Annotated in this window: 23 protein-coding genes; 3 read left to right on the forward strand and 20 right to left on the reverse strand. The window is 43.7% G+C overall.

The annotated features are described in order from the left end of the window. Window positions 1–27 precede the first annotated feature (27 nt). Window positions 28–954 carry a VanW family protein gene (locus tag L1611_RS01045; RefSeq protein ID WP_236311157.1) on the reverse strand — a complete coding sequence of 309 codons (927 nt, stop codon included), beginning with the start codon at window positions 952–954 and terminating at the stop codon, window positions 28–30. Window positions 955–1,141: 187 nt separating this feature from the next. Here L1611_RS01045 and guaC point away from each other — a divergent pair, with 187 nt between their 5' ends. After that, window positions 1,142–2,125: a GMP reductase gene (guaC, locus tag L1611_RS01050; protein ID WP_236311160.1), complete on the forward strand. Its 984-nt coding sequence runs from the start codon at window positions 1,142–1,144 to the stop codon at window positions 2,123–2,125. Between the two features lie 459 nt (window positions 2,126–2,584). Here guaC and L1611_RS01055 read toward each other — a convergent pair whose 3' ends face one another. From L1611_RS01055 to L1611_RS01130, 17 genes are all read right to left on the reverse strand, one after another. Continuing rightward, window positions 2,585–2,917, reverse strand: a complete 333-nt coding sequence (locus L1611_RS01055) for a YolD-like family protein (protein WP_236311163.1) — start codon at window positions 2,915–2,917, stop codon at window positions 2,585–2,587. A gap of 17 nt (window positions 2,918–2,934) precedes the next feature. Beyond that, window positions 2,935–4,197: a Y-family DNA polymerase gene (locus L1611_RS01060; protein WP_236311165.1), complete on the reverse strand. Its 1,263-nt coding sequence runs from the start codon at window positions 4,195–4,197 to the stop codon at window positions 2,935–2,937. A 259-nt stretch (window positions 4,198–4,456) separates the two neighbouring features. Further along, window positions 4,457–6,037, reverse strand: coding sequence for a beta-N-acetylhexosaminidase (nagZ, locus tag L1611_RS01065; RefSeq protein ID WP_236311167.1), 1,581 nt, complete (start codon window positions 6,035–6,037; stop codon window positions 4,457–4,459). 471 nt (window positions 6,038–6,508) lie between these two features. Continuing rightward, window positions 6,509–7,288 carry an enoyl-ACP reductase FabI gene (fabI, locus tag L1611_RS01070; RefSeq protein WP_236311169.1) on the reverse strand — a complete coding sequence of 260 codons (780 nt, stop codon included), beginning with the start codon at window positions 7,286–7,288 and terminating at the stop codon, window positions 6,509–6,511. A gap of 222 nt (window positions 7,289–7,510) precedes the next feature. Next, complete coding sequence (locus L1611_RS01075; RefSeq protein WP_236311171.1) at window positions 7,511–8,746, reverse strand: MFS transporter; 1,236 nt, start codon at window positions 8,744–8,746, stop codon at window positions 7,511–7,513. A gap of 72 nt (window positions 8,747–8,818) precedes the next feature. Next, a complete protein-coding gene (locus tag L1611_RS01080; protein WP_236311173.1) occupies window positions 8,819–9,076 on the reverse strand; it encodes a hypothetical protein in 258 nt (85 codons plus the stop codon). 144 nt (window positions 9,077–9,220) lie between these two features. After that, a complete protein-coding gene (locus L1611_RS01085) occupies window positions 9,221–10,177 on the reverse strand; it encodes a GNAT family N-acetyltransferase (protein ID WP_236311176.1) in 957 nt (318 codons plus the stop codon). 191 nt (window positions 10,178–10,368) lie between these two features. Beyond that, the gene (locus tag L1611_RS20860; RefSeq protein WP_407681696.1) at window positions 10,369–10,482 is read right to left on the reverse strand and encodes a hypothetical protein; all 114 of its coding nucleotides are present in this window, start codon (window positions 10,480–10,482) and stop codon (window positions 10,369–10,371) included. Beyond that, window positions 10,437–10,637 (reverse strand): hypothetical protein, encoded by a 201-nt coding sequence (locus tag L1611_RS01090; protein ID WP_236311177.1) that lies wholly within the window; start codon window positions 10,635–10,637, stop codon window positions 10,437–10,439. The genes L1611_RS20860 and L1611_RS01090 overlap by 46 nt, the downstream gene beginning before the upstream one ends. A gap of 7 nt (window positions 10,638–10,644) precedes the next feature. Then, a complete protein-coding gene (locus tag L1611_RS01095; protein WP_236311179.1) occupies window positions 10,645–11,619 on the reverse strand; it encodes an N-acetylglucosamine kinase in 975 nt (324 codons plus the stop codon). After that, window positions 11,600–12,358 carry a GntR family transcriptional regulator gene (locus L1611_RS01100; RefSeq protein ID WP_236311181.1) on the reverse strand — a complete coding sequence of 253 codons (759 nt, stop codon included), beginning with the start codon at window positions 12,356–12,358 and terminating at the stop codon, window positions 11,600–11,602. Before L1611_RS01100 ends, L1611_RS01095 begins: the two co-directional genes overlap by 20 nt. After that, window positions 12,348–13,094: a glucosamine-6-phosphate deaminase gene (gene nagB / locus L1611_RS01105; protein WP_236311183.1), complete on the reverse strand. Its 747-nt coding sequence runs from the start codon at window positions 13,092–13,094 to the stop codon at window positions 12,348–12,350. The genes L1611_RS01100 and nagB overlap by 11 nt, the downstream gene beginning before the upstream one ends. Beyond that, the gene (gene nagA, locus L1611_RS01110) at window positions 13,091–14,260 is read right to left on the reverse strand and encodes an N-acetylglucosamine-6-phosphate deacetylase (RefSeq protein ID WP_236311185.1); all 1,170 of its coding nucleotides are present in this window, start codon (window positions 14,258–14,260) and stop codon (window positions 13,091–13,093) included. The genes nagB and nagA overlap by 4 nt, the downstream gene beginning before the upstream one ends. 239 nt (window positions 14,261–14,499) lie before the next feature. Continuing rightward, window positions 14,500–15,753 carry an MFS transporter gene (locus tag L1611_RS01115; protein WP_236311187.1) on the reverse strand — a complete coding sequence of 418 codons (1,254 nt, stop codon included), beginning with the start codon at window positions 15,751–15,753 and terminating at the stop codon, window positions 14,500–14,502. An 89-nt stretch (window positions 15,754–15,842) separates the two neighbouring features. Then, window positions 15,843–16,451 (reverse strand): TetR/AcrR family transcriptional regulator, encoded by a 609-nt coding sequence (locus L1611_RS01120; protein WP_236311189.1) that lies wholly within the window; start codon window positions 16,449–16,451, stop codon window positions 15,843–15,845. After that, a complete protein-coding gene (locus tag L1611_RS01125; protein WP_236311191.1) occupies window positions 16,426–17,343 on the reverse strand; it encodes a GNAT family N-acetyltransferase in 918 nt (305 codons plus the stop codon). The genes L1611_RS01120 and L1611_RS01125 overlap by 26 nt, the downstream gene beginning before the upstream one ends. A gap of 99 nt (window positions 17,344–17,442) precedes the next feature. After that, window positions 17,443–17,619: a hypothetical protein gene (locus L1611_RS01130; RefSeq protein ID WP_225063766.1), complete on the reverse strand. Its 177-nt coding sequence runs from the start codon at window positions 17,617–17,619 to the stop codon at window positions 17,443–17,445. Window positions 17,620–17,760: 141 nt separating this feature from the next. On the opposite strand from L1611_RS01130, the gene L1611_RS01135 reads away from it, so the two are divergent. Continuing rightward, complete coding sequence (locus tag L1611_RS01135) at window positions 17,761–17,961, forward strand: YqzH family protein (protein WP_236311193.1); 201 nt, start codon at window positions 17,761–17,763, stop codon at window positions 17,959–17,961. A gap of 86 nt (window positions 17,962–18,047) precedes the next feature. On the opposite strand, the gene L1611_RS01140 is transcribed toward L1611_RS01135, so the two are convergent. Together L1611_RS01140 and L1611_RS01145 are read right to left on the reverse strand one after the other, a co-directional pair. Then, the gene (locus L1611_RS01140; protein WP_236311194.1) at window positions 18,048–18,833 is read right to left on the reverse strand and encodes an SDR family NAD(P)-dependent oxidoreductase; all 786 of its coding nucleotides are present in this window, start codon (window positions 18,831–18,833) and stop codon (window positions 18,048–18,050) included. After that, the gene (locus L1611_RS01145; protein ID WP_236311196.1) at window positions 18,834–19,805 is read right to left on the reverse strand and encodes an MBL fold metallo-hydrolase; all 972 of its coding nucleotides are present in this window, start codon (window positions 19,803–19,805) and stop codon (window positions 18,834–18,836) included. It lies immediately after the preceding gene. A gap of 130 nt (window positions 19,806–19,935) precedes the next feature. Between L1611_RS01145 and proC the strand changes: the two genes are divergently transcribed. After that, window positions 19,936–20,787 (forward strand): pyrroline-5-carboxylate reductase, encoded by an 852-nt coding sequence (gene proC / locus L1611_RS01150; RefSeq protein ID WP_236311198.1) that lies wholly within the window; start codon window positions 19,936–19,938, stop codon window positions 20,785–20,787. Window positions 20,788–20,853: the final 66 nt, after the last annotated feature.

The following is a 20,853-nucleotide window of genomic DNA, read 5'->3' on the forward strand; positions in this document are numbered from 1 at the left end:
TGAATTCATTCAACTAAGTAGAAAGGATCATTCTTCATTTTGCGGATCGGAAGTATCGATTTCTTTCTGGTGAGTGGTTGAGGCTTTAGGTACTTTCCGCGGCTCAAAATTGATGACTTCGGAAGAATAAAGTTGTATGACTATGCTTCCACCATATCGTTTAGCACGTATCAGAATCGGTTGGTTGTATTTATTCTGAAAACGGAAATCGGGTCCATACCAGCTTACTGTTGCATCACGTCCTGAAGGTACGTAGGGAACCCGTTTACTGTGGGAGTACCGTTCCACGATTTTGAGCCCGGCCTTGTCAACCGCATTGAATAAAGTTGAAGAAACCTGGCATATTCCTCCCCCTATTCCCTCGGACAGTTCACCCCTTACAATAATAGGGGCACGCATATAGCCCTTTCCCTGTGTTCGCTTCCCTACAACTTTGTTGAACGAGAAAGTCTCACCAGGATAGATGACGTGATTATCAATCGCTTCTGCGGCAAGCGTTATATTGTGGGATCGGTTCTCATTTTTAGAATTGAAGTATGTTACGTATTGACCGATCTGCTGCACACGGATATGAGCAAGCAATTCACTGTCGACTCTTGGGTAGATATCCATCTCTGGGACTTCTATTTCAGATGAACCCTCCCCATAGAAATAGGTATAAAACTGCTCCCTGAACATTTGTCGATCAAGCCGGTAACCCACCTCTCCAGGAATGATTCGCCCTAGATCATCAAGCTTTGCATTTACAGGAGCACGGTAAATTTGTTGATCAAGTTTTTTGATGAATCGATTGTATTTTTCGATGTCAAGCATCGGAGTATTGGGAATCTGTATTGAAAAGTCTTCCCGGTTGACGACTGCAATGGTCTCTTCCTGCTGTGTCACCGTTAAACTGTCAGGCTGCTCGATAGGCTGTACAAATGTCAATAGGGCAGCCATCCAAATATAGATCATAGTATTACCTCCCATCATTAGTATGAACTTGATTCTATCCTTTAATGTAATGTTCTCCCTTTAAAAAGCGCCTCTATGGTGGACTACAAGAAACTTTGACATCCAGAAAAATATGATGTAAATTACATAATAGACGAACATTTTGTTTTATTTTCAGTTAAATCATTCGTTTTTAGGGGTGTAAAGGATGGAAAATGTGTTTGATTATGAGGATATTCAATTGATTCCTGCAAAATGTGTAGTGAATAGCCGATCCGAGTGTGATACATCGGTAAGGTTAGGGGAACATACATTCAAATTGCCTGTGGTGCCTGCAAATATGCAGACGATCATAGATGAGAGGATCGCCATTTCCTTAGCGGAAAATGGATATTTCTATATAATGCATCGTTTTCAACCAGAGGAGCGACTAACCTTTATTGAAAAGATGAAATCACGTGGATTGATCACTTCCATCAGTGTGGGTGTCAAAGAGGAAGAGTATAGATTTATTTTACAACTGGCAAATGAACACCTTGCACCTGATTTCATTACGATCGATATTGCACACGGTCACTCCAATGCTGTAATCGAGATGATTCAGCATATCAAAAAACACCTGCCAAAGAGCTTCGTCATTGCTGGTAACGTCGGAACCCCAGAGGCCGTAAGGGAATTGGAACATGCTGGTGCAGATGCGACAAAAGTCGGTATTGGGCCAGGAAAGGTATGCATTACGAAAATCAAAACTGGATTCGGGACTGGTGGTTGGCAATTGGCTGCGTTACGTTGGTGTGCAAAAGCCGCAAGCAAACCGATCATCGCTGACGGAGGAATCCGTACCCATGGGGATATTGCAAAATCAATACGATTTGGCGCTTCTATGGTCATGATCGGTTCTTTGTTCGCCGGGCATGAAGAATCTCCTGGAAAAACGGTTGAGAAAGACGGAAAGCTCTTTAAAGAATACTTTGGTTCTGCTTCTGAATTCCAAAAAGGTGAAAAGAAGAATGTAGAAGGCAAGAAAATGTATGTAGAACACAAAGGGTCTTTGAAAGATACGTTGATCGAAATGGAGCAAGATCTGCAATCTGCCATTTCATATGCAGGAGGAAACAAGCTGGAAGCAATCCGTAATGTAGATTATGTCGTTGTAAAGAATTCCATTTTTAACGGCGATAAGATTTATTAAAAAGGTGAGTTTTTCTTTTGGTTTTATTAAATTTGCCTTCAAGAAAAGCGCAAACGCCCTGAACAGCCACGAAGGTCACTGGAAGTCCGACGAGGAGGCTATGCCGCCGCAGGAGGACTGAAGTGATCCAAGTGGTTGGGCGTTGGAGCTAGACATCAAGAAAAGCGCAAACGCCCTGGTCAGCCACGAAGGGCACTGGAAGTCCGACGAGGAGGCTCGAACCAAACAAAGTTCGGTCCTGCGTGGGCAAACACTTCGAACTAAATCAATGTGTCGACCGCCGCAGGAGGTCTGAAGTGATCCAAGTGGTTGGGCGTTACTTTCTTATCTTTTTAAAAGGGGGTGCCCATAGGTGTCTGTCTCACACCGTTCCGAACAACATTTTCGAGAAAAAGTAAGTTGACACAAAATGTTGTGTTGTAGTGTCTGACACGAATGTTCTGGGCAGCCTCTTTCCGTTCATAAGTAACGGATATCAAGAATGTCTTTCAATTTCAGATCATGACGGTCGCCGAATTCATCGACGATTCGTAGTTCTTTCCTGACAGGATCAGCGTAATGGATGTCGCCGACGAGAATACGGTATCTTTCCCTTTCAAAATAGACGAAAGACAATGTCTGGTTGAAAGCCATCGCTTCGTGGATGATTTCATTCATTTCCTCAAGTTTCTGTTCATCAAGTTCTGGCCTTTTCTGTATCCGATCCTCTTCCTTCCAATCTCTGAGCAGCTTCACATGCTCCGGAAGCATCATTGCTGTCCATTTGATGTTGCCGCGGTCACGAATCCCCATTCAGCTGACACTCCTTTCTACGCTTTATGCCCACCGACAAGACGACTGCGGTGTCTTGCGGTCCCGGCAGGTGTATACGATACTGCGCGTAAAAGGGAGTCCCCACCATATTTTTCACGGATCTGATCCATCGTGTATCCGAGAACACGCTTTTTCGGACGATCGAGCTCAAACAAGGAAAGCTGCATCTCATCATCCGGGCAAACGTTTGAAAGTGTGATCGAAAGTTTACGGACGGTTTCTCCAGTATAAAATTCATCAAATAACTCAAGGCAGACACGATAAATGTCCATCGTGATGTTCGTCGGCTCTGCAATCGTCCGTGAGCGATGGAAGCCGCCGCCAGCTTCATCTTTACTGTAGCCAACTCCAAGACTGATCGTACGTCCTGCCTTGCGGGCAGTCCTCGCCCGTCTGCCGACTTCTTCGCACATTTCCAAGATGACGTGCTGTACTTCTTTACGGTCTTTATAATCGCGTAGTAAAATCTGGCCTTTTCCATAGCTGATTTGGCCCTGCATGATCGGAGCACCGATTTCTGAGAGATCGATCCCCCATGCATGATAATAAAGCTGATTGCCCATCACCCCGAATTTCTTCTCGAGCATTTTTAACGGATAGTGCGCAAGCTGCCCGACGGACATGATTCCCATCCGGTTCAAGGTGCGTTGTAAACGCGGACCGATCCCCCACATGTTACTGAGCGGGGAAACCTTCCAAAGCTTCCGTTCCACGTCATCATACGTCCATTCCGCAATCCCCGCCTTCTTCGCTTCAAGATCGAGACAAATTTTCGAGAGCAGCATGTTCGGTCCTATCCCGATGGCACATGGGAGGCCGTACTTTTCCCAAATTTCTTCTTGGATCCGTCCCGCAACCTCCCACCCATCTCCCCAGAGGCGTTCGGTCCCATCCATCTGGAGGAAGCTTTCGTCAACACTATACGTATGGATGGAATCCTTCGGGACATATCGGTTAAACAGACGTGTCAAATCGGTCGAACGTCTTAGGTACAAACGCATTTGTGCATTGACAACATGAATCCGCGGATCATCAGGTACTTCGAACAATCGACTTCCCGTGCGTATCCCGAATTCCTTTTTCATCATCGGGGATGCAGCCAGCACAACACTGCCTTGCCGCCCCGTATCTCCTACGACGACAAGGTGACATGTCAAGGGATCGAGCCCCATTTCCACTGCACTGCAGCTTGCAAAAAAGCTTTTCATATCAATACAAAGGATCGTTCGTTTTTCAAAGGTCGAATAATCAATCTCCATCCTCAGTCACTCCCAATAAGAACATTTGTTCTATATCTTATGTCTTATTGTAAGGGAATATACGTTCTCTTTCCACTGGAAATTTCCACCGTAGTCCTACTTTTCTGCCGATGACGACCGTAAAATAGGGTCACAGTCCTAGAAATACCGAAATATATTTTGAGTTTGCTCCGATAAAATTTTGATTTGCACCGATATTTTTTCAATCCGCTACGATATATTCTGAAACTGCACCGATAAATTCCAACGCGAAAAACAGTCATTTCATATCCTTGATTGAAACAGGCAGTGAACCGCTCACCTTATCCAGCCCGAATAAAGCACGTACAGCCAATCGCAAGGCAGGGGGCGTAAACTCATAGGTCGCTACAGAGACATCTGTCCCTGGAAAAAGCCCGAGGTCATATGGACTTCTCATCGCAATATGGATGACGGGTTTGTCATGGTTCAACATATCGAGCATCAACCTCTGCTGACCTTCGGAGCGTGTAGCTGAAAGTGTCCCGACAATGATCGTATCCGCACTGTTCGCAAGGACCTTGATAAAATCGATTTCACTTTGCTCTGGAAGTTGTGGAACTGAGACCACTTTTGCTGCCGGATTGATCTCTTTAACCAAATTCCCAAGCGCATTTTCAGAAAAGCGCTCATCTTCAACCTGGGTAAGGTAACTATTTTCTGGATAGACGACGAGGACACGGTGACCACGTTCTTTTGATAACGGAAGGGTGCCTTTTTTATGTTCAAGTATGGTGATGCCTTTCCTCATGACATCCTCTGCTATTTTTTCGTGTGCCCCTTTGGTCGAAAACTCTTCCAGTTCAACATTCCATTCCAACGTACGCTTCAGCTTCATCACTCGCTCATAGGCTTCATCTATCGTTTTTTCTTCGATTTCACCAGAAATGACAGCTTGGTAGACGCGCTCGATCGCTTCATACTGTAAAGATGGCAAATGGGAGATCATGATGAGGTCGACCCCAGCTTTGATCGCTTCGACCGCTCCTTGAGGAGTCCCTATTCCATCCCCGATTGCCTTCATTTCCATACAATCGGTCGTAATCACCCCATCAAAACCCAGTTCATCCCGCAAAAGCCCTGTCATCACAGCCTTCGACATCGTTGCTGGCCGTTTTTCCTCAGGCTCGATTGACGGAAAGTAGACATGGGAGGACATCACCGTATCGGCGCCACTGTCTATGCTCTCTTTAAATGGGAGCAGCTCTACACGTCGTAACCGATCAAGATCATGCCGGATGACAGGCAATGCAAGATGGGAATCAACAGTCGTATCTCCATGCCCTGGAAAATGTTTCAAGGTAGTGATCACACCGGAAGATTGCATGCCTTTCATCAACTGCTTTCCGAATTCAGCTACCATTTCAGGTTTTTCTCCAAACGATCGGACATCGATAACAGGATTGTTCGGGTTGTTATTGACATCGACTACAGGAGAGAGGTTCCAGTTGATCCCTAAATCGATCAGTTCCTCCCCTGACGCTTTTCCAATTTCATATGCTAGCTTCGGGTCCCTTGTCGCACCGATAAGCATTGCCCCAGGGAATGCCGTGGTCCCTTCCCCTAAACGCCGTACAACTCCATTCTCCTGGTCAATACAGATGAACAACGGCTGTTGATGACCAGCATTTTTTGTCGCGGCTTGCAAAGTGGTTGTCAATTGTTGGATCTCCTCAGGCGTTCCAATATTCCGACCAAACAGGATGATGCCGCCGACATTGTGATTTTCAATCAAGTCTTTGATTTCATCTGAAAGCTTGGATGGATGCTCCGCTTTGAAGCCAAACACCATCAATTGTCCGATTTTCTGCCTTAAATCCATTAATGTTTCACCTCGCCCATTAATATCCTTTTACAAAATAACGCTGGAATCAGAGAAAGAATACGATCACTCACATTGCAATCATCCTTAACTGCTTTTGCGCCATCTTCCGCTGATGGAACTACCGGATAAAGTTTCCGTAGACTCGATTCTACATAGTTTACGGTTCTTCCATCATTTCATTCTGATAATTGAAGCGATGTTGAAATACCGATAAGAGGAGTAATGAAACGATTGCCCTGAAAATGAGTATGATATAAATAAGCAGTCTAATGATTTTTTAGAGTCGGAAGTGCCGTTTCACTCTGCCCGAGCCAATTGACAGGCTCAATCATTTTAGTGACAGTATTAAAAGGAAGTGGCCGACTCCTCGGTCACTTTTATTTTTCACTTTTGTCCAGTCTTTTTCAAACAAATTGAATTATATATCAATAAAAATACACTGCCTCTTTAAGGAAGCAGTGCAAAAAGTCAACCCATGATATTATAACCTGAATCCACGTAGACGATTTCCCCAGTGACACCTCTTGAAAGGTGGCACATTAAAGCCAGCGTCATATCGCCGACCTCTTCCTGGGTAACATTCCTTTTAAGCGGAGAGTTTTCCTCGATTTCATGAAGAATCTGGTTGAATGACGGGATGCCTTTAGCAGCGAGTGTACGGACTGCTCCCGCTGAAATGGCATTGACCCTGATGTTATGTTTTCCTAAATCAAAAGCTAGATATTTTACGGAGGATTCGAGGGCAGCTTTCGCGACACCCATCAAATTGTACCCTTCGACCACACGCTCTGCACCTAAATAACTCATTGCGATAATCGATCCACCCTCGGTCATAAGAGGTTTGGCTGCTTTCGCTACAGCGATCAAGGAATAAGCGCTCGTGTCCTGGGCAAATGCATAACCCTCTCTGGATGTATCGATGAAATCGCCCTTCAGATCTTCGGCATAGGCAAAAGCGATGGAATGCAGGACCCCATGGATTGTGCCCACTTCCTCTCCAATTTTCGTAAAAGCTGTCTGGATACTTTCATCGCTGTTCACATCACATTCGACGATCAGCTTAGCTTCGTGGTTATCTTTTTCAAGGATTTTGTTCAATTTTCCTAGTGAACGTTCTTTCCGATATGTAAAAATCAAGTTTGCTCCCGCTTTGTAGAGGGACTTTGCAACACCCCATGCAAGGCTCCGTTCATTCGCGACCCCCATGATCACAATATTCTTGTCTTTTAATTTAAGTAAATCTTCCATGATGTCCTCCAAATGAAAATTTATATCTAGTGTTAGTACCAGTTACCAAGCTGATTATAACATAAGTGTCATAGCATGATACAAGTATTTCATTTACAGGAGCTGATATGGCTCGTAAAGTATGCTGGACCTAACTTGCCTGTCTTTGAATCGTACTTGTGGTCAACCATTTCAACATTACCTGGAATGTGAAATCGAGGTCTTTTCGTGATTTCACAGGAATCATGATCCACAACCTGCTCCAAAGGCATGGGATTGCCTGGTTTTCTTTAACTGACTGATCCAAAACACGCCTACGAGACACAATAATCCACTTGTTAACCAGTACAAGACATTGATTCCTGTCCACTCCAGGATCAAGTAACTCAATAATGGTCCTAACGCAGAACCGAGATCCACTGCGATAGTATAAGCGGTGATCACTTTGACCTTCGATGTATTGGAGGCGACATCAGAGGCGATCGAATCGTTAAGCGTCACCATCATGGTAGACATGAACTGGAAACCCAGTAACAGAAATAACAAGCTGTAAACCGAAACACCGAACGGAATCAACGCAAAAAACACTGCCCCGCCGAATAACGCGAAGATCAATAATGATTTTCTCCCCCATTTGAGATCGGATATCCTTCCAACGAACGGCGCTAAAAACGGATCCCATCCCCAACGGATCGACTGGATAATCCCTGCAAAGGAGGCGGCTCCAACTGCCATCCCTAGAAAAATAAATGACGAGGATAACTGGGTGTCAATCACTGCACTTAGTGTTGAGGCAAATATCCCAAAAATAATTAATGGGATGAGAAGCCCAGAAATGAGAACGATGACGACTTCACGTTTTTTGAAGAGAGAATATTCAACTTCCGATAGACTTCCTTGTAGCTTAGAAGGACCTTCAGATGAAGCCTTGGTTGCAGGTACATACTTCCATACAAAAGGAAGGACGATTAACGCCACCAAACCGAATGTATTGGTGACCGTTTCGATCCCGACTAAATCTGCAAGTACCCCTCCGGCGAGCATTCCAACTAAACCACCCAACCCCCACAATCCGTTATATAGTCCGACCAGGTGGCCTCTGGTGTTGTCTGTTGAAGTGTCAATGACTGTAAGGTATCCCCCTAGACGAAGAAATGCCCATGCAACGCCCCACAAGCTCCTCATCATGAATAAGAGCCAAAAGCTCTGCAGCCAACCATACGAAAAGGTTGTCAACATCGCTAATATCACAGCAAGAAGAACTCCTGTCCGTTTATTTATCCTTAAATAACACCAACCGACCAACGGATTGATCGGAAGGCGGATGAAACGGTTGATTGAGAGCAGGATTCCGACTTGCCAGAGGGATGTCAGTCCGAAGTCATGCCAATACAGCGGTAAAACAATGAAAAGCATTGCATCCCCCAGGACACAAACTGCAGTGATGAGAGCGATTATGACAACTGGTTTTCTATTCATAGGATTCCCCTTATGTATTTGATTAATATTTCCATCTTACTAGCTAAAAGGGGAAAATAACATACTAAACATTCAAATTAACAAAAAGGGAATAAACGCGTATAAGAGTACTAGAATACAAAAGGCTGCCGCACTCCAGAGTCCGACTGAAGGGACAAAACCTTCCTCCCCTTTTACTTTTGCGAAAAGAGCAAGAAGAAGGGTGATCAGGCTGACTAATAAGATCAATTCTCTTGACAGTGAGTAGCTGAACATTGCAAATAACACCAGAATACAATTTATACCTAAAAGAATGATAGCTGATAAACTTAATGGATTTATAATTTTCATGATGTCCTCCTCTAAAATACTACTTTACATCCTTCGTCTGCCTGTTTGGTTTTCAATACCCAAAAGGCCAAACATTTAAGATAAAATTTTTTAAAACAATCTAATTTAAAAAGTACCTCTCCGAGGAGGAAGGTACTGAAAAAATCATCCATTGTTCATACATTTTTCATATTGGAGAAATTCCTTCCAAGGTTCAAAACCAAAGGACATATAGAATTCATCCAACTCTGTCCAGTCGATGACCAGGTGTTTGCACCCCCGCTCAATCGCTGTGTTGATTGCTTTTTGCACAATCGCTGCACCATACCCATTCTTCCGGTAATCTTCCTTTATTCCTAATGGACCGATACCACCAAGCTTTTCCTTAAACAGTCCATACCAATATAAATTGGGGCCGATGACAGGACTATCCAAATCATTAAGATGAACGAATCCTATGATTTCATCCCCATACCTTGCAGCTATGAAATGGCTGCCATCTCCGCCCCGGTTAAAATACTCTCGTGCCTCGTATTCCCACCTCCCTGGAAACGCGTCCTCCATGAATAAGAGAAATGGAACCTCTTCATCCTTTGAAACGGAAGATAAGGTAATATTTGTCACACTGATTTCTTCCGCTTGAGAGGGTGCGGCCCTGTAAAAGTCTTTGACCTCATTGACCTTGCTATATTTCCTATTTTCAAGCCATTGCCCCATGTTTGATACAAGAGATGGAACACCTGGAAAGTAATGATGGATATCCCCGCCGATCAAGACTTTATCGACTCCAAGGTCGGATAATGCTCGTTCAGCTTTTTCCAGCAACTGACTACCGATACCATGATTCCTGAATTCTTTCTGAACGAGCAAAGCTTGGATCCATCCAACCTCAGTGGGCAGTAGATCCTCCTGTTCATTGGTATACTTCGTTGTGACAAAACCGATGACTCGATCCTCTGCAACTGCATACCACGAACCATCTGAAAATAAATGTGGGCAATCTATGCTATTTTGAATGAACAACCTTTTTGAAATCGGAAAATGGGCTGCAAGCTCTGCGTTCCATAGTTCACAGAACGCTTCTACAGGCAAATCCCCTTCATCCCATCGAACAAATTTCACTGGTATCCCTCCTTCAAAAAAACATGTCCCAGGGTAGCCATCTCTAATGAAGGACACTGGGAGATGGGGGTCCCATTGCAACTCTGCTTTTCGAACCATATCTTCCGCTTCCAACCTTTCATCTGGATGACTGTGAGGTCTGTTTCATATCCGAATTTGTTTATTGATTTATCCTGCCAATTCGCCAACTGTCATCCCATGCCTGATCGGCAGCTGACAACCCCTAGGAAGGATGCAAATTGCAAATCCAATGGATTGCCTACGATCCTGTCACCGGAAATCGGATTGGGACGATCACATACGATACACTTTTCACCTGATTTTCCTGCCAGTTACATTGTATTTGCCAGTGTGTAGATATATGTCTAAAAGCAGATGCCTGGATACCAAACAACAACAGACCGACCTTTTCCAGCTCATCGTTGACAGAAATGTGGTTTATTATGAGCCCGATCTTCAATTCCGTATCATCCTTGTACCCTCCTGGAGAACGAATCATGCAATTGATCTACAAATTTCTCAGGGCAGGGTCCATTTATCACTTGATAGCTTTCAATTACAGAACCAACTACTGGAGGGCATTGCGGCAAAATCAACTGTACATCTCCAGGCAGGTGTTTTTGTAATAATGGCAGCAGGAGGTCGCTGCTTTTGAAAATACTGCCAGTCAGAACGACCTTCGGTTGGGGCACATTTTTAAAATACCGTTCAATCAAGTGTGCAATGCTTACTGCCATGTCATCAGCGCATTGGTTGACTATTTCTACAGCTTTCTTGTCATTTAACTGGGCTGCAGCAAAAACATCCTCACAAACAGAAGCGATCCGTCTCCTGCTTTCACTTGTACCATAGATCAACGAGATGAGCTCCGGTGGGGATTTGACATTGAACCTTTTGAGGACAAGCTCAGTAAGCAACGTCGGGCTGATGAATCCATCGTGGGCTTCAAAAACCTTTTGAAGTGCCAACCTGCCGATGCCGAATCCACTCCCAGTATGATCCAATAAGTAACCCCATCCACCTGAGCGGACAACGTTTTTATCGGGAGTCAAACCGAATGTGATCGAACCAGTGCCAGCAATGTTAACAATGCCAGGATCTCCGTTTGTCCCTGAATAAAGGGCTGTCAAAGCGTCATGGCAAAGTTGCACACTTGTTTGCTCAGGAAACTTCGATTTCAATAATTGGTGTAATTCACCTTTCAAGTGACTGTTTTCTGTCCCTGCGATCCCTGCACATACACTTTTGATCTGAGAAAATTTTTCGTGATCCTCACTTATGAATCGTCTAAATAGCTCATCCAATGTGTTTCCTATTTTCACCATATCCACAGATATCGGATTACTCGGTCCTCCCGTATGACATGCGATAAGTTTTCCTTTATGATCTACCAGTGCAGCAGTTGTCTTGGATCCACCACCATCAATCCCTAGAAAATACATGATCATCCTCCTGTTCATTTTTCATTTCAATAGAAAAATGATATCGATCAGCCCGGAAAACTGTTTTTACCGTTTCGAATGGAACGCCGTTACTCAAATAAGTTGTCCGGTTCACGATCAATACTGGACTACCTGGACTGATGTCCAATAGGAATCCGTCTTTTTCACCCACGATAGCCGCTTCGATTTGTTGTTCGGCACGGTGGATCTCAAGTTTCAATTCTTTCCTTACAAAATCATAGATTGATCCACCTGTATCTTTCTCGGAAAGGTTGGCAAATAGATTATAACTCAGATAAGCTGTTTCGATAGCAACTGGTTCTTCGTTTGCAAAGCGGATCCGTACAAGCTGGATCACTTTCTTTTCATCCCTGCAAGCTAGTCTGTTCAGGATATGTTCTGGTGGATTGGACATTGTCTTAAATGAGACCACTTTTGTCGAAGGCTCAAGACCACGCCTTCTCATATCTTCTGAAAAACTGACAATCCCTTTCAGTTGATAGCCGATTTTAGGGGCTGCAACAAAAGTCCCCTTCCCCCTCTCGCGATACAAGATCCCCTTATTCACCAGGTTGTTGATTGCCTGCCTGACTGTCATCCGACTAATCTGGAATTTCTCGGACAACTCGCGTTCTGAAGGGATGAGATCGCCAGAATGGTATCCACCATTTTTTATTTCAGTGGTCAAATAACGTTCTACCTGTGTGTACAGTGGCAGAGAGGAATGTTTATTGATCATGATCTAAATCCTCCTCAATCTCTAGAGCATCTTTCGTAACAACCAATGTAACGGATGGATGCTGATTCAAAACAGTAACAGGCCATTTCTCACCTACATCCCCTCTCAATAGCGCATTGACAGGTTCAGCTTTTTCCTCTCCTGATGCCAATAAAAGAATCGATCTGCTTTTCATGATTGTTGATATACCAACTGTGATCGCTCTGGTCGGCACTTCTTCTTTATGTTCAAAGAATCTTGCATTCGCTTGTCTCGTACTGTCCGTCAACTCGACCAAATGTGTTTTTGATTCGAAAGGTGTCCCTGGCTCATTAAACCCGATATGGCCATTCCGTCCGACACCTAAAAGTTGGAGGTCGATACCGCCAACCTTTTCAATTGACTTTTCATACCTGATGCACTCCTCCTGTAAATCATCGCTTAAGCCATATGGAACCAAAGCACGATCGGGAGACAGGCCAAGCGGTTCATATAGATGGGTGTATATATAATACCAATAGCTTTCTTCATGTTCACGAGCCAAACCGACATATTCATCCAGGTTTACAGTCGTGATTTTGGATAAATCAAGACTGGCTGCCAACACTTTTTCGACGAGCTTATCATAAGTATCTGTAGGTGTCCCGCCAGTTGCGACACCCAACACAAGCTCAGGATTCTGTTTAATCTCATTGAAGAGAATGGCAGAAGCCTTTTCGCTCATTTCCTGTTTATCATCCACGGCGATTACATTCAATTCCTCCAGCCCCTTGTGTATGCTATTTCTCCACGGCAAATCGTCATTTTCAGCTTACCATCCTGATCAAGTATGGTCAGATCGGCATCTTTCCCGATAGCAATAGACCCTTTCCGGTCATAAATTCCATATTGCTTCGCAGGATTGATCGATGACATGAATACGAGTGCTGCATGGTCTGCATCAGCATACAATCTCATCTTTTCATAAGCTTCTTGCATCGTCAGGACACTTCCAGCTAAAGTTCCGTCCTGCAAAGTCGCTTGTCCATCCCGCACCTGTACCTCTTGACCGCCAAGATCATAAGTACCATTCCCTAAACATTTTGCCCTCATTGCATCCGTGATCATCAGGAGTCCTTCCTTGCCCTTTATCTCATAGGCTAACCGGACCATATCAGGTGCGCAATGCAAGCCGTCCACAATGATTTCTGCAAGTGTGTCTGACCTTAAAAAAGCCCCCCCGACAACGCCGGGCTCACGGTGATGCATGGCTCGCATGCCATTGTAGAGATGGGTGAATTGATTCGCTCCTGCTTCAATGGCCTTCTTAACATCTTCATAAGCAGCATCACTATGACCGATTGATACAACAATTCCATGTCCTGCAAGTTCTTTTATCATAGGGATGGCCCCTTCTATTTCAGGCGCCATTGTAACAACCTTTATGTTCCTCCCTGATAATCGATTCCAATGATTGAATGAGTCGAGATTCGGCCTCCTGATGTATTTCGGGTTTTGTGCGCCTCTTTTTTCCTCAGAAATGAATGGACCCTCCAAATGAATCCCGAGCACTTCTGCTTTTCCAGTTTCATTTTTTGTAGACAAATACGTAAGAACGGAAGTCAATGCCTGCTCGACTTCATGATCAGGGGCTGTCATCGTTGTCGGGAGAAAGCTGGTTGTTCCTTCAGAAGGCAGGATTTTTGCCATTTCATCGATCGCTTTTACAGTACCATCCATGACATCATGTCCATTTGCCCCATGGATATGCCCGTCAATCCGACCAGGTAAAACAAGATCTTGATCGTCAAGCTGGATACATGGCTTCGGAATTTCCTTATCGCTCAATTCCTTGATCTTTCCTGCATCGATATGTATTTTGATTGGTTGGAAACCTTGTTCTCCTACAAAAACCTGGCCCCCAACAATTGTCTGAATCGCCATCAACTTCACCTCTTTCGTCCAGTATATAAAAATACTGGTACAGTTGTCTAGACCAGAGAAAGCCATCAACTGGAATGAGGAGTTCAAATAAGGGGCCAATTCCCGACTTTGCCGACTAGTTTTGCAAAACTCCCGAGTTGTCTTGCAAATTCCACTATTTGTCTTGCAAATCAAAGCATCCATTTTATAAAATCGGAAAAGGCCTACCGAGCATAAGCCCAGTAGACCTTCATGAAGGTTCATTCAAAATTTCGCAGTCCCGGCACTTTCATAAAAACCACGATTGCAAAAATAATGATCAGTGTTGCGCCAGTCAGCATGACCGAGGTGATATCGACACCGAACGAAAGAACACCTGACGTTATTGCAAACGATACGGGAACGAGCCCGAGTGATGCCATTGAAAGCAAGCTCATCACACGACCGATCATCTCTTGTTTCACAACCGACTGGATAGCGGCAATGATCGGAATATTGATCACCGAGAACGTACTCCCTAACAACGCAATCAGCACCAGACTCTGCCATAAAACGTCGGTAAAACTGAATAGTGCGAAAAACAAGCCTGATCCCAAAACGGCATAGATGACGACAAGACCTCTTTTCCTTTGGATGTTCAAAATACCGATGAGTATAGAACCTACCAGCATCCCCCCTGCAAAAGACCCCTCAAGATAACTGAAGTCAAGGGAATTTCCACCAATGACATTCTTCACAAATAACGGCAATCCCATTTGCAGCGGCCCGACCATGAATAGATTGATGAAGATCGCAAACAACAAAAGTGAACATAAAAAGGCTGATTGCTTAACATAATCGATCCCTTCTTTGATGGAAGAGAGCAAATTTGACGGGGATTGCTTTTCCGATGTTCCTTCCTTCTTCTTAATCCGGATCAGGAAAACAGCGATACTTGCAATCACCAATAATACAGCAGTGATGGAGAAAGCCAGTACATAGCTCCCCAAGGCGATGATTGCACCTGCGAGCATCGGTCCTATAATGAAGGAAGACTGGCTTGTCATTTGAATGACGGAATTCGCTCTCGTCAGTTGCTGCTTATCTATCAATGATGGTAAAAGGCCGCTGTTTGCAGGCCAGAAGAACGCATCCAGCACCCCGAATACAAGGGCGAACATAACGAACGACCAGATCGATACATCTCCTAGCAGAAGCCATACTACAAGGGCTAAAGCTACAATTGCGCGGAGAATGTCTGATAAAAACATGATGACATTTTTATTGAACCTGTCAGCAACCGCTCCACCCAATATCATGAATACCACCCTAGGAATACTTGACGCAATGAATACCAGCCCAAGAGATGCCTGTAGATTCATGACTTCAACGACATACCAGGATTGGGAGAACATGAAGATGGATAAACCGAAGCTGGAACAGAGTTCTGCAATCCATAACCATAAAAAATTTCTGTTTTTCCATATTGCTGTGGATTCTTCCCCTTGTGTCCTTGTTTCAACAACTGCTTCCATATGATCGCCTCCAACTAATCGACTCCCTACCATTTTCTTCTAATGGCCAAAACCTTTGCACTGTCTCGAGGAGGTTTTTGGAATCAGTCTCAAGGCTGAATTTTCAGATATGTGGACACCATTCGTTCATATAACCGGACCATTCGCTTATGCTCTGAATCGTTCTTATGGAAAAGTAAATGCAGCACGATGCCATCCATCATGGACCAGAAAAGCTTCGAAAACTCATCGGTATTGACATCTTTCCGGAATTCACCTGTCTCGATTCCTTCTTCTACGATATCCTTTATGAGAGTGGTGAACATTTTCACCCTCGCATCAAACAGGCTTTCTTTATCATTTTTTGATATATAGATCCAAAACTCGAACTGGACGGCAATCGTATTCAAGTCCTCCTTCTCTATCGCCCCGCTCAATAAATGCCGGAAAAGGTATTCAAATTTAGCTGAGGCGCTGTTTTGTTCAACAAGCTGTTTTTTTATCTCAAAGAACTTTTCGGTACGCCTTTCGTTCAACCTGTAAAAGATCTCCTCTTTACTGGAGAAGTACAAATAGATTGACCCTTTACTCGTTCCAGAAGCTTTTGCGATGTCATCGACCGTCGTGTCATTGTAGCCCTTTTCTGCAAAGCAATGCGCTGAAGCGTCTAAGATGGCTGCTACCTTTTCTTCTTTATATTTTTTTGATACTTTCGGCATTTACCTTTGTTGACTCCTTTATGACTTTTCTCATACAAACCTGTTGGACCACCGTTGAAAACCCCCGATTTTTGACTGCTTCATATTGTGGTTTCGCCTCTCTGGAAAGGTTGATGACCAAACGTTTACACGCCTTCTGCGGCACTAAGGATTTATATAACATCGTGTCGACCAGGGTTACTGGATCACGAAAGTCAGGGCGGACACCAAGCTGATACAGCACGATTGAAGCTAAGCATCCATTTGATTTCAGATTCCGTTTGGACAGCGTATAACCTACCTGCCTGCCTTCATATGAAACGATCATCCCCTCTCCATTGACCACACTTTGCCATTGTGTCTGCCAGGGGCCTCCTTGATGATAAAAAGGTAAATGACTTACGTTTTCAGGCGAGGTCCACTCGAATTGATATTGAGGACCCAACGCAAAGTCTTCAAAATATACTTGTAACCGCCCATCTTGTTGTATAAATTCAACATGGTCGTTAATTTCATAGCCTAACGATTCATAAAGTTTGATCGCACCTGTGTTCTCGCTGATCGCCTCAAGCGTGGCAATATCGACATCTCTCTTTTTATAAATTTCCATTACGTATTCCATCATCTGTTTTCCGATCCCTGTTCTGCGATACTCCGGGGCTACACCTGTTCCGCCATTATAACCGATTGTTTTTCCAGCAATTGTCCTGAATCCGTTCAACACAATACCAGCTGGAACTCCATTCACATATGTAATGACTGAGTCTTCAGCTGACAACCCTTCTTGGACCATCCGTTGTAAAAAACGATCCACAGTCATCGTCATATCGGTGAAATACCCTTTGAAACCTGAATTCCAGGCTTCGATGACATCTTCTAATGGGCAGGATAGGAGCCGTTTGATTTCAATCATCCCTTGTTCCTCCTCATATAAAACTGACCAGTTAGTTTTTATTATTTCTTTAGTATGTAAACAAAATAGTTCCAAAACAAAGAAAAAACGGGAATTGATTCACTCGAGAATTTCGTAAGAAGAAATATGGGAAGGATTGATATAAAGCGAAGGATGGATTTCAACCAATTCATCACGGACAGCATCATCTTCTGTCATGACCATTGAATGGAAATCGTATTTTTCCATTTGAAGGACATATTCTTTACCACTATTCATCACAACTTTTATTCTCATCCTAAACTCCTCCTCTTTATCACTTCTATAACTATATTCGCAGGAGATCGATTCATTTCCTTCTATACTGACGATCTCCCAAAAAATATTGTTGACTGGCAGTCTATACTGCTCTATCGTAAATGCAGGGCGGTGAATGACATGGAGAAAAAACTGGTCAAAAAAATGATCGATCGGTGTTTACTGGATTATTTCGGCGATTTGCAGTTTTCACCCATCTCTGAGTCGGAATATGATGCACTGATTGAAGACATTATTTCAGAGGTGCACAACCAACCTCATGAAGATGTATTCGCTATTGTACATGACAAGGTCTATTCTTACCTGGCGACTAGCCATTAAACGGACTTGTAAATGTCCACATGGGTTTACTTGTTGAATCAGAAAAAGACTGCTCCCTAACATAATGTGAGAAGCAGCCATTTTCCCTATTTTTGACGGAACGCTTTTTTCCCTACCTTTTCCATTAATGTGGGCATGAGCTGATACATCTTGCTTCCTGCTTCCATCCAACCAGGAAGATTGATTTCTCTTACCGGCTTCTCAATTGCACCGACAATCTTGCTTGCCACTTCTGATGGTCGAAGCATCCATTTCCCTATATTTTTCTCGTATTGACCGGTTTGGTCTGCAATCTTTAAGAAGTTGGTCTTAATAGGACCTGGATTGACGGTCGTCACCTGGATGCCGAAGTCTTCCACTTCCATTCGTAAGCTGTTAGAAAAACCTAGAACAGCATGTTTTGTCGCTGCATAAACACTTCCTTTCACCGTAGCAATTTTGGCTGCTTGGGAAGCGATATTGATGATTTGCCCCCTTTTCTGCTCGATCATTCCAGGTAAAACCGCTTTGGTGCATGCCATCATTCCTAAGACATTCGTGTTGAACATCCCCTCGATATCTTCCATTTTTGCATCTTGAAAATAATCGAAGACACCGAATCCAGCATTATTTATAAGAACATCAATCGCTCCAACTTCTTGGTACATCTGGTTAAATACCGAATCGACGTGAATTTTGTCTTGAACATCCAGTTGAAAAGTATGCGCAGTCGTTTTATAATCGTTCTTAATTTCATTACGAAGGTGTTCAAGCCTATCGAACGATCGAGCCATCAATACAGGAGTCCAACCTTTGGATGCAATCATTCTTGCCATTTCTGCTCCAATTCCACTCGAGGCGCCGGTGATGACGACGATCTTAACATTGCTCATTTATACAACCTCCTTCGCTTTGAAATAAAGGACACCATTTTTCTCTGTAATTTGTACTAGTTCCTTACTGTCCAGCAAATCCAGGTGTCCGAGTGTTTCCGACATGGTAAGACCGAGTTCTTTTAGAAATATGGACGGGAAGAGCTTTTGACAGATTTCAAAACCCGTCAACGGCGGGTCGATAATCAGGTTCAAAATATCTTTTGCACGCTCTTCTTGTTTCATCAATCGTTCCTTTATCAGGTCTTTCGGATGAACAACTGGATTACCATGGCCCGGATACACGGTGTTCACTTTCAAATCTAACAGTTTCCTCAGTGAATTCCTGTATTGAATTAAGGTTTTCGGCCGCTCTTGAACACCGATGGGTGGAGGTTCGATCAATGCATTAGAGGAAATGTGCTGGATGAGATGGTCACCACCGATCATGATGCCATCTTTTTCACTTAGCAAGGATAAGTGCCCTTGAGCATGGCCGGGTGTCTCGATCACAATCCATCCTGGTAAACCTGCAATTCGATCACCTTCTTTTACAATGGTATGTATGTTGATAGAACATGAGTAGGCCAGATAACCGCGAATCTGTTTCATTGCTTTTTCATGAAATTTTTCAATACCCATTTCTTTATAAATTTTCAAATAGAACGCGTCATGATGATCGAGGAATTCAGGGTCCTGACGTAACCAGGGTTCATTGTATGCTAATCCAATAAACGTGGTCCCGTTGTCTTTCAAGTAGTCTGATAGACCTACATGATCAGGATGATGATGTGTGAGCACGACCTGTTCGATTTCAGATACGCCGAAACCTAATTTATTGATCTGGGTAAGAAAAGCTTCCCATGCCTCCTTCGTCTTCGGGCCGGTATCAACGAGTGTCAGTTTTTCATCCTCTATCAGATATACATTAACATCACCAACTGCAAATGGAGTCGGTAACGTAATACAGTGAATATTCGATGTTTGATTCAAAGTAAAAACGCCTCCGTATATTAGGACTGAAGCAAGTAGTCTAAAAAATTGGGAAATACTACTTTAAACTTGATTGTACTCTCGGAAAGATAGAGTGCTTTCATTTTAGCAGAAGGGAGAATCATTTAAAATGATTACAATCAATCGCATCACCTTTGTTGGCGCAGGATCAATGGCAGAATCAATCATAAAAGGGCTGATTTCTAAGAAAATGATTCCCTCTCGAAATATCATTGCAACCAACCGGACCGATGATGAACGGTTGGAATGCCTGGAAGAGAAATATGGTATCCAGATTTCTTATGAGGACGAACGTATTTTGACAGATACGGATCTCATCATCCTGGCGATGAAACCGAAAGACGCACAATCGGGTCTTGAACGCATTCGTCCTTACGTAAAAGAATCCCATATCATTGCTTCTGTCATGGCCGGTATTACGACAGGCTTCATTGAAGAGATTCTTGACGGCCCTTATCCTGTCATCCGGACAATGCCGAATACTTCTTCAGAGATCGGCTTGTCGACCACAACTCTATGTATGGGTAAAAACACAACGATCATACATGCTCAAGCTGTCGAAGCGCTTTTTAAAGCCATCGGCTCAGTAACCATCGTCCAAGAACGCGACATGGATGCAACTACTGCTCTGGCAGGAAGTGGGCCTGCCTATCTATACTATATTGCGGAAGCCATGAAACAAGCCGCCCAATCTCTTGAAATGGAAGAAGATAAAGCGAGGGAATTGATTGCCGACACAATGATAGGGGCTGGCCATATGATGAAAGAATCATCGCTTGACCTTGCTCAGCTCCGGATCAACATTACAAGTCCTGGCGGTACGACTGCAGCTGGGTTGGATGCCTTGATGGAACACCATGCTGATGAGGCGTTCAAACGCTGTATCTTGGAAGCAGCCAAGCGCTCCAAAGAGCTTCAAAGACATTTTTCCTCGATAGAGAAAAATCCAGCCAAGTATTAAGCTTAGGAAAAAGAGCCCTTTTGGGCCCTTTTTTCATTTGGTTCTGTTATACGTAATTTTCATTTT

The sequence above is a fragment of the Pseudalkalibacillus salsuginis genome, assembly GCF_021646685.1.
In the GTDB taxonomy this organism is placed as follows: Bacteria; Bacillota; Bacilli; order Bacillales; family Fictibacillaceae; genus Pseudalkalibacillus; species Pseudalkalibacillus salsuginis.